This window comes from Enterobacter sp. 200527-13 (genome assembly GCF_027924865.1).
GTDB classification, from domain to species: domain Bacteria; phylum Pseudomonadota; class Gammaproteobacteria; order Enterobacterales; family Enterobacteriaceae; genus Enterobacter; species Enterobacter ludwigii.
Map to the genome: position 1 here is coordinate 62744 of NZ_BSCM01000010.1, position 12985 is coordinate 75728.

The window sequence follows — 12985 nt, forward strand, 5'->3', positions numbered from 1 at the left end:
CGTTGTCTTTTGCGTTACTCTGGGGAAGATAGAATAACAGGCACGACGCCTTAGGTTTGGCTTTTAAGAAACACAGCAAACAGGGAACGCATGGAAATCTTCTTCACAATACTCATCATGACTCTTGTGGTCTCGCTATCCGGGGTAGTCACACGCGTACTGCCCTTTCAGGTCCCCCTGCCATTAATGCAAATTGCCATCGGCGCGCTGCTGGCGTGGCCGACGTTTGGCCTGCACGTGGAGTTCGACCCCGAACTGTTCCTCGTGCTGTTTATTCCGCCGCTGCTGTTTGCCGATGGCTGGAAAACGCCCACGCGTGAATTCCTTGAGCACGGGCGAGAGATATTAGGTCTGGCGCTGGCGCTCGTGGTGGTCACGGTGGTTGGGATTGGTTTCCTGATCTACTGGGCGGTACCGGGCATTCCGTTAATTCCGGCCTTTGCGCTGGCCGCGGTGCTGTCACCAACCGATGCCGTGGCGTTGTCCGGCATTGTCGGTGAAGGCCGTATTCCGAAGAAAATCATGGGGATTTTACAGGGTGAGGCGCTGATGAATGACGCCTCTGGCCTGGTTGCCCTGAAATTTGCCGTGGCCGTCGCGATGGGCACGATGATCTTTACCGTAGGCGGCGCGACCCTGGAATTCTTCAAGGTGGCGATTGGCGGTATCCTGGCCGGGTTTGTGGTGAGCTGGCTGTATGGTCGTTCGCTGCGCTTCCTCAGCCGCTGGGGCGGCGATGAACCGGCGACACAGATTGTACTGCTGTTCCTTCTGCCGTTTGCCTCTTACCTGATTGCCGAACATATCGGCGTGTCGGGCATTCTGGCGGCGGTGGCGGCGGGGATGACCATCACCCGCTCCGGCGTAATGCGCCGTGCGCCGCTGGCCATGCGCCTGCGTGCAAACAGCACCTGGGCGATGCTGGAATTTGTCTTTAACGGGATGGTGTTCCTGCTCCTGGGCCTGCAGTTGCCGGGCATCATGGAATCCTCGCTGGTGGCGGCCGAGGCCGACCCGAACGTCGAAACGTGGATGTTGTTCACCGATATCGTGCTGATCTACATGGCGCTGATGCTGGTGCGTTTCGGCTGGCTGTGGACGATGAAAAAATTCAGCATGCGCTTCCTGACGAAAAAACCGATGGAGTTCGGCTCGTGGACCACGCGGGAGCTGCTGATTGCTTCTTTTGCTGGCGTTCGCGGGGCGATTACGCTTGCCGGTGTGCTGTCCATTCCGCTGCTGCTGCCCACGGGCGATGTCTTCCCGGCGCGCTATGAACTGGTGTTCCTGGCGGCAGGGGTGATTCTGTTCTCACTGTTTGTCGGCGTGATAATGCTGCCTCTTCTGCTGCAGCATATTGAGACGGGTGACTCGACTCAGCAGCATAAAGAGGAGCGTATTGCCCGCGCGGCGACCGCCGAAGTGGCGATTGTGGCCATTCAGAAGATGGAAGAACGTCTTGCGGCGGACACGGAAGAGAACATCGACAACCAGCTGCTGACCGAAGTGAGCTCGCGCGTGATTGGTAACCTGCGTCGTCGTGCCGATGGCCGCAACGATGTGGAAAGTTCGCTGCAGGAGGAGAACCTGGAGCGCCGGTTCCGTCTGGCGGCGCTGCGCTCAGAGCGTGCGGAGCTGTACCACCTGCGCGCCACGCGGCAAATCAGCAATGAGACGCTGCAAAAACTGCTGCACGATCTGGATTTGCTGGAAGCCTTGCTGATAGAGAATCAGTAGTCCGTGCGGGCTGATGCCCTCACCCTGACCCTCTCCGCCCGGAGAGGGTCAGGGGACCCAAAATCCTTCGCAGCATTTCAGCCACGCCTGCGCGCTGTGCGATAAATAAACCCCTTCGCGCCAAATCATCCCTAACTGCCAGTGCAAATCGCTTTCCAGCGGGATCCAGCGCAGGGTGTTTTTATCGAGCCGTTCGCAAATCGGCTGCGGCAATATCGCAATGCCGACGCCAGCCTGCACCATCGCGGCCAGGAAATCCCACTGCCCGCTGCGCACCGCAATGCGCGGCTTCACGTTGTGTTGATTAAACAGCGCCATCAGCTGGCGGCTGAGGGCGAAATCTTCGTTGTAAATCAGCAGCGGGTGTTCACCGAGCCGTTCGGGTTTCACCGTGTTGACCTTCAGCCAGTCACCAGAGCGGGGTACCAGCACGCACAGCGGGTGGCTAAAGAGCGGCAGCGTCGCCAGACCGCTCTCTTCTTCCACGGGGAGGGCGGTCATGGCGACATCCAGCTCGCCGTTGGTGACCGCCTGTTGAACCGTTAAGCCGCCAAACTCGGAAATCTTCAGCTCAACGCCGGGATAACGCTGGCGAAACAGGCTGATGGGGCCGGCCATCATCATCCCAACCATCGGCGGGATGCCGAGGCGCAGCAGCCCTTTTGTCAGGTGATTGATATCGCCAAGCTCCGCTTCCAGCTGACGGAACTCCGCCAGGATCGCCAGCCCGCGTTCAAAGACGACCCGCCCGGTATCGGTCAGCAGCAGCTTCCGTCCATCGCGGATAAGCAGGGTGCAGTTCAGTTCATCTTCGAGGTTTTTCAGCATCTTGCTGATGGTGGGTTGGGTGACAAACAACTTCTCCGCTGCGCGGGTAAAACTTTGCTGACGAACCACTTCGACAAAATAGCGCAGCGTTCTTATGTCCATGATTATTCCTCGGAACTATACCTTTGATGATTTTAATTCATTTCAGTCCATTACGTGCGCTCACTATACTGGCGCCTCGTCTCATTTTTGAGGAAAACCCCCATGGCCATGGCGTTAAGCCGTGTTACGCCTGCCGTTGTGCAACGACTTCAGGTACCGGTTCAGGTACTGCTTTATGCGGGACTGTTTGTTTTCGCGGAATATCTTGTCAACTGGTTGCATCTGCCGCTGCCTGCCAACCTGGTCGGAATGGTGCTGATGCTGACGCTTATCCTCTGCCGCGTTATCCCCCTCAACTGGGTACGCGCCGGCGCGCGCTGGCTGCTGGCGGAGATGCTGCTGTTCTTTGTGCCTGCCGTGGTCGCGGTGGTGAACTATGCGCAACTGCTGAGGGTAGATGGCTGGCGCATCTTCGCGGTCATTGCGCTGAGCACGCTGATGGTGCTGGGGGCCACCGCCTGGGTGGTTGATAAAGTGTATCGGTTTGAAATCAGCAGGCAAAAGCATGACTAACTTCCAGATAAGCGTGTTGTGCCTGATTGCCACCCTGGCGATCTACTTTGCCAATAAACGCCTGTATCGCCGTTTTCACGCGCTGCCGCTGATGCCGCTGGTCTTTACGCCGATCCTGCTGGTCCTGATGCTGGTCTTTGGGCATATCTCCTGGCAGAACTACATTGGGGAATCCCACTGGCTGCTGTGGCTACTGGGGCCTGCGACCATTGCCTTTGCGGTACCGGTGTATGACAACCTGGCGATCATCAAACGCCACTGGATGTCGCTCAGCGCTGGCGTGATCACGGCCACGGTGGTGGCGGTCTGCAGTTCCGTCTGGCTGGCCCGGCTGTTTACGCTGCCCGATGAAATTCAGCGTAGCCTGGCCGTCCGTTCGGTCACCACCCCGTTTGCGCTGGCCGCGGCCAAGCCGCTCGGCGGACAGCCGGATCTGGTCGCGTTGTTTGTGGTCGTGACGGGCGTCTTCGGGATGGCGGTTGGCGACATGCTTTTTTTGCGGCTGTCGATCCGTGAAGGAATGGCGAAAGGGGCGGGATTTGGCGCGGCATCGCACGGTGCGGGAACGGCACGTTCGTATGAACTCGGGCAGCAGGAAGGGGTGGTGGCAAGCCTGGTGATGATGCTCTCGGGCGTGGTGATGGTATTGATTGCACCGCTGGTGGCGTGGGTGATGTTCTGATTTCCCCGGCCGATAAAGCCGGGGAGACGAGGTTAGTGCGCGCGGCCTTGCTCGACGCCCAGACCCGTTTGTGAGCGGATAAACTGGGCGCGGAATTTCTCACGCTCCAGGTTACCTTCCGGCGAGTTATCGGTCGCGGAGAAGATCCAGATACCAATAAACGCCACGGCAATGGAGAACAGCGCCGGGTATTCATACGGGAAGATAGCGCTTTCGTGACCGAGGATCTGTACCCAAATCGTCGGGCCAAGGACCATCAGAATCACGGCCGTCAAAAGCCCCAGCCAGCCGCCAATCATCGCCCCACGGGTGGTCAGTTTTGACCAGTACATGGAGAGCAGGATGATAGGGAAGTTACAGCTTGCCGCAATGGAGAAGGCCAGCCCCACCATAAAGGCGATGTTCTGCTTCTCGAACAAAATCCCCAGCAGAATAGCGACCACGCCCAGCACCAGCACGGTGATTTTCGAGACTTTCAGCTCATCACGTTCGCTTGCCCCTTTGCGGATAACGTTGGCATAGAGGTCGTGCGATACCGCAGACGCACCCGCCAGCGTCAGCCCGGCAACCACCGCGAGGATGGTGGCGAAGGCCACGGCCGAGATAAAGCCAAGGAACAGGTTACCGCCTACCGCGTCGGCCAGATGCACTGCCGCCATGTTGTTACCGCCAATCAGCCCGCCCGCCGCGTCTTTAAACGCCGCATTCGCCCCCACCAGCATGATGGCGCCAAAACCAATGATAAAGGTCAGGATGTAGAAGTAACCCATAAAGCCCGTGGCGTAGAAGACGCTTTTGCGCGCTTCACGCGCATCGCTCACGGTGAAGAAACGCATCAGGATGTGTGGCAAGCCAGCCGTACCAAACATCAGACCCAGACCGAGCGAAAGCGCAGAAATAGGGTCCTTCACCAGCCCGCCAGGGCTCATGATCGCTTCCCCTTTCGGGTGTACCGCCATCGCTTCAGTGAACAGATTATTGAAGCTGAACCCGACGTGTTTCATGACCATAAAGGCCATAAAGCTGGCGCCGAACAGCAGCAGGACCGCTTTGATGATTTGCACCCAGGTCGTGGCCAGCATGCCGCCGAACAGGACGTACATCACCATCAGCACACCCACCAGCACCACCGCGATGTGGTAGTTCAGGCCGAACAGCAGTTCGATCAATTTACCCGCGCCGACCATCTGCGCAATCAGATACAGCGCGACCACCACCAGCGAGCCGCAGGCGGAGAGGGTACGAATCGGCCCCTGCTTCAGCCGGTAGGAGGCCACGTCTGCGAAGGTATAGCGGCCCAGGTTGCGCAAGCGTTCAGCGATCAGGAACAAAATAATCGGCCAGCCCACGAGGAAGCCGAGGGAGTAAATCAGACCATCGTAGCCGGAGGTGTATACCAGCGCGGAGATACCGAGGAAGGAGGCGGCGGACATAAAATCGCCTGCAATTGCCAGCCCGTTCTGAAAACCGGTAATGTTGCCGCCTGCGGTGTAGTAATCATTACGGGAGCGCACGCGTTTCGAGGCCCAGTACGTGATGTACAGCGTCAGCAGCACGAAAATCAGGAACATGATAATCGCCTGCCAGTTGGTTGGCTGGCGCTGTACCTCGCCGGTGATGGCATCAGCGGCGTTGGCGGCAAAGGGAAGTGTGGCGGCAAGCGCCGTCAGGACTCTCTTCATGATGCTTTTACCTCTGCCAGGACTGCTCTGTTAAGACGATCGAATTCGCCATTGGCGCGCCAGACGTACACGCCGGTCAGCACAAACGAAATGATTATCACGCCAATCCCAATCGGAATTCCGCGCGTGACGCTGGTGCCCGCGTGCAGCGGCGTACCGAGCCAGTGTGGGGCAAAGGCAATCAGCAGAATAAAGCCGACGTAAATAATCAGCATGATGATGGAAAGTAAGAAGGCAAACCGTTGCCGTTTATCCACGAGCTCCCTGTAGTGCGCACTATTCTCTATCTGCTGACAAATATCGTTATTCATCAGAGGTCTCCAGAAGTATTTATAGGGGAGGTTTTTTTATTCCCTCTCCCGGGGGGAGAGGGGAGATCGCGTTACGATGGCATTGCGATGGACTGCTTCTCTTCGAGCAGTTTTTCCACCACGCCAGGATCGGCAAGCGTTGAGGTATCACCGAGGTTGCTGGTGTCACCGGCTGCGATTTTGCGCAATATGCGGCGCATAATTTTGCCTGAGCGGGTTTTCGGCAGAGAGTCGGTCCAGTGCAGCACGTCCGGCGTGGCAAGCGGGCCAATCTCTTTACGTACCCAGTTGCGCACCTCGGCATACAGCTCTGGTGACGGCTCTTCGCCATGATTCAGCGTGACGTAGGCGTAAATCGCCTGGCCTTTAATGTTGTGTGGGATCCCAACGACGGCGGCTTCGGCGATCTTCGGATGAGATACCAGCGCGGATTCAATCTCCGCGGTACCCAGACGGTGGCCGGAGACGTTCAGCACGTCGTCCACGCGCCCGGTTATCCAGTAATAACCGTCCTCGTCACGCCGGGCGCCGTCACCGCTAAAGTACATGTTTTTAAAGGTGGAGAAGTAGGTCTGCTCAAAGCGCTCGTGGTCGCCGAACAGGGTACGCGCCTGGCCCGGCCAGGAATCGGTGATCACCAGATTGCCTTCGGTGGCCCCGTCCAGCGGATTACCTTCGTTATCCACCAGCGCAGGTTGTACGCCGAAGAACGGTTGAGTTGCTGAACCGGCTTTTAACTGCGTCGCACCCGGCATAGGGGTGATCATAAAGCCGCCGGTTTCGGTCTGCCACCAGGTGTCCATTACCGGACATTTTTCGTTGCCGATTTTCTTCCAGTACCACTCCCAGGCTTCCGGGTTGATGGGCTCGCCAACGGAACCGAGGATGCGCAGCGAAGAGCGGTCAGTGCCTTCAATGGCCTTATCGCCTTCCGCCATTAATGCGCGGATCGCCGTTGGGGCGGTATAGAGAATATTGACCTTGTGTTTGTCGACCACCTGACACATGCGCGCCGGCGTTGGCCAGTTCGGTACGCCTTCAAACATCAGCGTAGTGGCACCACAGGCCAGCGGGCCGTAAAGCAGGTAGCTGTGACCGGTGACCCAGCCTACGTCGGCAGTACACCAGTAAATGTCGCCCGGATGGTAGTCGAATACGTACTTGAAGGTGGTAGCGGCATAGACCAGATAGCCGCCGGTGGTGTGCAGCACGCCTTTCGGTTTGCCGGTTGAGCCGGAGGTGTAAAGAATAAACAGCGGGTCTTCCGCGTTCATCTCTTCCGGCTGATGCTGGTCGCTGGCTTTTTCAATCAGATCGCTCCACCACAGGTCGCGTCCTTTGTTCCAGTCGATCTTGCCGCCGGTACGCTTGAGGACGATGACGTTGCTGACGGTTTTCACGTTCGGATTTTTCAGCGCTTCATCGACGTTTTTCTTCAGGGGAATGCCACGGCCAGCACGCACGCCTTCATCGGCCGTGATCACCAGTTTCGAGCTGGAATCGACAATACGTCCGGCTACCGCTTCCGGTGAGAAGCCGCCAAAAATCACCGAGTGAATCGCACCGATGCGCGCGCAGGCCAGCATGGCTACCGCCGCTTCAGGCACCATTGGCATATAGATAGCTACTACGTCGCCTTTTTTAATGCCCTTTTCCAGCAGAACGTTGGCAAAGCGGCACACGTCGCGGTGCAGTTCTTTATAAGTAATGTGTTTGCTTTGAGAGGCGTCGTCGCCCTCCCAGATAATGGCCGTTTCATTACCGCGTTCGGCAAGGTGGCGGTCAAGACAGTTTGCTGCCAGGTTCAGCGTGCCGTCTTCGTACCATTTAATGGAGACGTTGCCGGGCGCAAAGGAGGTGTTCTTCACCTTCTGATAAGGTTTAATCCAGTCAAGAATATGGCCCTGCTCACCCCAGAAGACGTCCGGGCTGGAGACGGATTGCTGATACTTCTCGTGGTACTGCTCCGGGTTTATCAGGCAACGGTCCGCAATGTTTGCGGGAATGTCGTGTTTATGTACTTGGCTCATGGCTTTTTTTCTCCTTGTAAGATGTTAATAATATGTCGCAAAAACGTTAATAGTAGGGGCTTTACAAGCTTTGTTTATTATTTGGGCTACAGATCACGCATTGTTTGAAGAGTATGAAAAATGAGCGAATGAAACTTTGAAGGAAAATAATTCACCGTGCCGATTATTCACAATTTCCATTAAAAAAGCCTTTTTATAACAAAAAGTTATTGATGGGAATTGTGACAAACTCACGTCATGACCGCTTTTTGCAGCGAAATGTGCCGTTCTTTAAGGCTTGCGCAACATGCCGCGCAAATGATACTCATACGCCGCGTTAAAAAATCCCATAAACCAACGCAACACAATTCATACCCTTTCAGTATGTATCCATATTCATGCAGTTTATGTGAATAGGGCGCTTCATTGAGGAAGTCAGTTTCTATGAAAAACGTTAAAGTCAGCCTGGCCTGGCAAATCTTGCTAGCCCTTGTGCTGGGTATCCTGCTGGGTAGCTACCTGCATTATCACAGCGACAGCCGCGAGTGGCTGATTGCGAACCTGCTCTCCCCGGCAGGAGATATCTTTATTCATCTGATCAAGATGATTGTCGTACCGATTGTTATCTCAACGCTGGTCGTCGGCATTGCCGGTGTGGGGGATGCAAAACAGTTAGGCCGTATCGGCGCGAAGACAATTCTTTATTTCGAAGTGATCACGACGATTGCCATCATTCTGGGCATCACACTGGCGAACGTGTTCCAGCCAGGATCCGGGATCGATATGTCGCAGCTGGCGACGGTGGATATTTCGAAATATCAAAGCACTACCGCTGAAGTACAGAGCCACGCGCATGGCCTGATGGGAACCATCCTTTCGCTGGTGCCGACCAACATCGTGGCTTCCATGGCGAAGGGCGAGATGCTGCCGATCATCTTCTTCTCGGTGTTGTTTGGTCTGGGTCTCTCCTCCCTGCCTGCCACGCACCGTGAACCGCTGGTCACCGTGTTCCGCTCAATTTCTGAAACCATGTTCAAAGTGACTCACATGGTGATGCGCTACGCGCCGGTTGGGGTGTTTGCGCTTATCGCGGTAACCGTGGCGAACTTCGGTTTCGCCTCTCTGTGGCCGCTGGCGAAGCTGGTGATTCTGGTTCACTTCGCCATCCTGTTCTTCGCGCTGGTGGTGCTGGGAATTGTGGCGCGCCTGTGTGGGCTGAGCATCTGGATCCTGATCCGTATTCTCAAAGATGAGTTGATTCTCGCGTACTCCACGGCAAGCTCTGAAAGCGTACTGCCGCGTATTATCGAGAAGATGGAGGCCTACGGCGCGCCGGCATCGATTACCAGCTTTGTGGTGCCAACCGGCTACTCCTTTAACCTGGACGGCTCAACGCTGTACCAGAGTATTGCGGCTATCTTTATTGCTCAGCTGTACGGCATTGACCTGTCTCTGTGGCAGGAGATCGTGCTGGTGCTGACCCTGATGGTGACCTCAAAAGGCATCGCAGGCGTACCTGGCGTCTCCTTTGTCGTGCTGCTGGCCACCCTGGGCAGCGTAGGGATCCCGCTGGAAGGTCTGGCGTTTATCGCCGGTGTCGACCGTATCCTCGACATGGCGCGTACGGCGTTGAATGTGGTGGGTAACGCCCTGGCGGTGCTGGTTATCGCTAAGTGGGAGCACAAATTCGACCGTAAAAAAGCGCTGGCGTATGAACGCGAAGTGCTGGGTCGTTTTGATAAGACCGCAGACCAGTAAAATAAAAAGGCCGGGGTTAACCCGGCCTTTTCGCATTCCCTCTCTGCCAAAAGAGAGGGCCGTGTAAGAGACTTTACTCCCCACTCAACGCGTCAAATTCTTCACATCCCGTATCAAATCCTTCGGTACAGCTCAGGTTCAGCCAGTAGAGCGCTTTCTGCTTATTCGGCGTTATAAAGCCTTTCTCGCCCTGCTGGAACAGCATTCCGGCCCAGTACTCCGCGTAACCCGTACGCGAAAGGGAGGAGCTGCGTTTGAACCACGACGCGGCTTTGACGTCGTCCTGCGCCACCTCAACGCCGTTGGCATAAATCATCCCCAGCAGCATTTGCGCATCCACCGCGGAGTCGTTGTCGATATCTTCGGTTGCCGTTTGCAGCAGTGCGATGGCCTGTGGGTAGTCGGTTTTCCCTGCCTGGGTGTTGACCAGCACGCGTGCCAGCATAATTGCGCCGCGTTTACTGCCGGCGATAGTGGCCTGCTGCGCCAGCGCTTTGGCCTGCGCGTAATCGCCCTGTGTAAACTGGATTTGCGATAACAACGCCATGGCGTCGACATCGCCCCCTTTTGCTGCTTTCTCTGCCCACTGCGCGGCCTGCTTGCTGTCGCCGGAACTGAAGTAGGTATCGGCAAGGTAATACTGGGCGCGGGCGTCACCCGCTTCCGCCTGTTGCTTGTACTGGCTGCCAATCTCATCCGCGTGGACGAGTGACGTAAAAAATAACAACATCAGAAAAATTGATTTCATGGATTCTTATCATTTGGGTACACGCCGCGCAGTATAATCGTCGTTGCAGAAGAAAAAAACGGGCGCGGTAAAGGTGAATGAACATTTCCCGGTGTCCACCGCGTTTCGTCTCACAATAATGCTTGTGAAAGAGGGTATTAGACGCTCGCGGGGGAGATTCTCTCACTGAATTAAAATACAAAGCCGGGTATTTATTTCGGTGCTAATGACATTATTGCTGCGGGGCAGCGTGCACAATATATATTGATAATATAAATAGCTTATTAAGAAATAAAAAAGGGGTGAATAAGTCACCCCTTTTATTCATCGATTAATTAACGGCATTAACCCAACGCGCTTTCACGCAGTCTGGCTTTCAGCTTGCTATATTCGTCAATCACATACTGTTCCGCGGCGTGCTGGTCAGCAATCGGCTCCACGCGTACGGCGCAGTACTTATACTCCGGCGTTTTGGTTATCGGGCTTAAGTTCTCCGTCACCAGTTCGTTGCAGGCACCAATCCACCACTGGTAGGTCATATAGACCGCCCCTTTGTTAGGTCGGTCGCTGACCTGCGCACGGGTAATGATGCGTCCTTTACGCGAGTGCACCCAGATCAGGGCTTCATCTTCAATACCCAGACGCTCTGCGTCAGCGGTGTTGATCTGCGCATAGCCCGGTTCATCCGCCAGTGCCGCCAGTGCAGCGCAGTTACCGGTCATCGAACGACAGGAGTAGTGGCCCACTTCACGCACGGTAGAGAGCACCATCGGATACTCATCGGTGAGTTTATCGATTGGCGCGACCCAGTCGCAGGTGAAGAACTGCGCCAGTCCGTTCGGGGTGTCGAACTTCTCTTTAAAGAGATACGACGTGCCCTGATCGGCCTCTGACTCATCGCGGCACGGCCACTGGATATACCCCAGTTCACCCATTTTCTCATAGGTGGCACCGGTGAAGTCCGGACACAGTTTGCGCAACTCGTCCCAGATTTCCTGGGTGTTGTTGTAGTGCATCGGATAACCCATGCGGGTGGCGATTTCGCTGATGATCTGCCAGTCGGTTTTCAGATCCCACTTCGGCTCCACCGCTTTGAAGAAGCGCTGGAAGCCGCGGTCTGCCGCCGTGTAAACACCTTCATGCTCGCCCCATGACGTTGACGGTAAAATCACATCCGCCGCCGCCGCGGTTTTGGTCATAAAGATATCCTGGACAATCACCAGTTCGAGATCCTCAAAGCCTTTACGCACCGCTGACAGCTCGGCGTCGGTCTGCAGCGGATCTTCACCCATAATGTAGGCGGCACGCACTTCACCGTGCGCCGCACGGTGCGGCAGCTCGCTGATGCGATACCCGGTATGTTCCGGCAGGCTCTCCACGCCCCAGGCCTTCGCGAATTTCTCACGATTTTCCGGGAACTTAACGTACTGATAGCCCGGATAGGTATCCGGCAGTGCGCCCATGTCACACGCACCCTGCACGTTATTCTGACCACGTACCGGGTTCACGCCCACATGCGGTTTGCCCAGATTTCCGGTCAGCATCGCGAGGCTTGTCAGGGAGCGTACGGTTTCCACGCCCTGATAGAACTGGGTTACGCCCATGCCCCACAAAATGGCCGCGGTTTTCGCCCCGGCGTACATCCGCGCTGCCTGGCGGATCTCTTGCGCGCTTACGCCGGTTATCGCTTCGACGGACTCCGGCGTGTAGCCTTCGACAATTTTCCGATACTCGTCAAACCCTTCCGTACGGGTCGCGACGAACGCCTGGTCGTAGAGATTCTCCTCAATAATGACGTGGCCCATCGCATTCAACAGCGCGATATTCGAGCCGTTTTTCAGTGCAATGTGCATATCCGCAATACGTGCCGTTTCAATTTTGCGCGGATCGCAGACGATGATTTTCGCCCCATTCTGTTTGGCGCGAATCACGTGGTTCGCGACGATAGGGTGAGAATCCGCCGGGTTATAGCCAAAAATAAACACGAGATCGGTGTTATCTATCTCGTTGATCGCATTACTCATAGCGCCGTTACCGACCGACTGGTGCAGACCTGCAACCGATGGGCCGTGTCAGACGCGAGCGCAGCAGTCGACGTTATTGGTACCAATAACGGCGCGCGCGAATTTTTGCATTACATAGTTGGTTTCATTACCGGTACCGCGTGAAGAGCCGGTAGTCTGGATCGCATCCGGGCCATACTTGGCTTTGATGGCGCTCAGGCGCGTGGCGACATAATCCAGCGCCTCGCTCCAGGAGACGGCTTCCAGCTTGCCACCGCGCTCGCGGCGGATCATAGGGGTTTTCAGGCGTGGGGTAAGGATTTGGGTATCGTTAATAAAATCCCAGCCGTAGTAGCCTTTCAGGCACAGCGTGCCCTGGTTGGTTTTCCCCTGGGCGGCCTCCGCCCGGACGATTTTGCCGTTATCGACCACCAGGTTGATCTTGCAACCCGAGGCACAATAAGGGCAAACCGTGACGACTTTTTTCATCAGTCTGCTCCAGTTAATCAATGCTTACGCCCCACTATGCAGCTTCTATGCCATGTTTTTATTGTGGGTATCAGCAGACTTTACGGCCAACAGAGGGGCAAAACCCTGACGAAAAACAGCCAATCGTCAAAATTGACGTGTCGA

At 55.9% G+C, this 12985-nt stretch carries 10 protein-coding genes; 4 read left to right on the forward strand and 6 right to left on the reverse strand.

What is annotated here, in order from left to right; genetic code table 11:
• Positions 1–90 precede the first annotated feature (90 nt).
• Complete coding sequence (locus QMG44_RS21720) at positions 91–1737, forward strand: Na+/H+ antiporter (protein WP_014168228.1); 1647 nt, start codon at positions 91–93, stop codon at positions 1735–1737.
• Between the two features lie 48 nt (positions 1738–1785).
• Here QMG44_RS21720 and QMG44_RS21725 read toward each other — a convergent pair whose 3' ends face one another.
• Complete coding sequence (locus tag QMG44_RS21725) at positions 1786–2667, reverse strand: LysR family transcriptional regulator (RefSeq protein WP_086533136.1); 882 nt, start codon at positions 2665–2667, stop codon at positions 1786–1788.
• A 102-nt stretch (positions 2668–2769) separates the two neighbouring features.
• Between QMG44_RS21725 and QMG44_RS21730 the strand changes: the two genes are divergently transcribed.
• Together QMG44_RS21730 and QMG44_RS21735 are read left to right on the forward strand one after the other, a co-directional pair.
• On the forward strand, positions 2770–3180 hold the full coding sequence (locus tag QMG44_RS21730) for a CidA/LrgA family protein (protein WP_020882833.1): 411 nt from the start codon (positions 2770–2772) through the stop codon (positions 3178–3180).
• A complete protein-coding gene (locus QMG44_RS21735) occupies positions 3173–3862 on the forward strand; it encodes an LrgB family protein (RefSeq protein WP_023310063.1) in 690 nt (229 codons plus the stop codon). Before QMG44_RS21730 ends, QMG44_RS21735 begins: the two co-directional genes overlap by 8 nt.
• A gap of 32 nt (positions 3863–3894) precedes the next feature.
• On the opposite strand, the gene actP is transcribed toward QMG44_RS21735, so the two are convergent.
• The 3 genes from actP to acs all read right to left on the reverse strand — a co-directional run bounded on the left by actP (position 3895) and on the right by acs (position 7885).
• The gene (actP, locus tag QMG44_RS21740; RefSeq protein ID WP_281853274.1) at positions 3895–5544 is read right to left on the reverse strand and encodes a cation/acetate symporter ActP; all 1650 of its coding nucleotides are present in this window, start codon (positions 5542–5544) and stop codon (positions 3895–3897) included.
• Positions 5541–5855, reverse strand: a complete 315-nt coding sequence (locus tag QMG44_RS21745; RefSeq protein ID WP_014168233.1) for a DUF485 domain-containing protein — start codon at positions 5853–5855, stop codon at positions 5541–5543. The genes actP and QMG44_RS21745 overlap by 4 nt, the downstream gene beginning before the upstream one ends.
• 71 nt (positions 5856–5926) lie before the next feature.
• Positions 5927–7885, reverse strand: coding sequence for an acetate--CoA ligase (gene acs, locus QMG44_RS21750; protein WP_086533137.1), 1959 nt, complete (start codon positions 7883–7885; stop codon positions 5927–5929).
• Positions 7886–8308: 423 nt separating this feature from the next.
• On the opposite strand from acs, the gene gltP reads away from it, so the two are divergent.
• Positions 8309–9622, forward strand: coding sequence for a glutamate/aspartate:proton symporter GltP (gene gltP / locus QMG44_RS21755; RefSeq protein WP_013095082.1), 1314 nt, complete (start codon positions 8309–8311; stop codon positions 9620–9622).
• A 73-nt stretch (positions 9623–9695) separates the two neighbouring features.
• Here the strand turns inward: gltP and QMG44_RS21760 are convergent, their stop codons facing one another.
• Positions 9696–10370 carry a tetratricopeptide repeat protein gene (locus QMG44_RS21760; RefSeq protein ID WP_014168236.1) on the reverse strand — a complete coding sequence of 225 codons (675 nt, stop codon included), beginning with the start codon at positions 10368–10370 and terminating at the stop codon, positions 9696–9698.
• Positions 10371–10693: 323 nt separating this feature from the next.
• A complete protein-coding gene (fdhF, locus tag QMG44_RS21765; protein WP_078774721.1) occupies positions 10694–12841 on the reverse strand; it encodes a formate dehydrogenase subunit alpha in 2148 nt (715 codons plus the stop codon).
• Between the last annotated feature and the right edge of the window lie 144 nt (positions 12842–12985).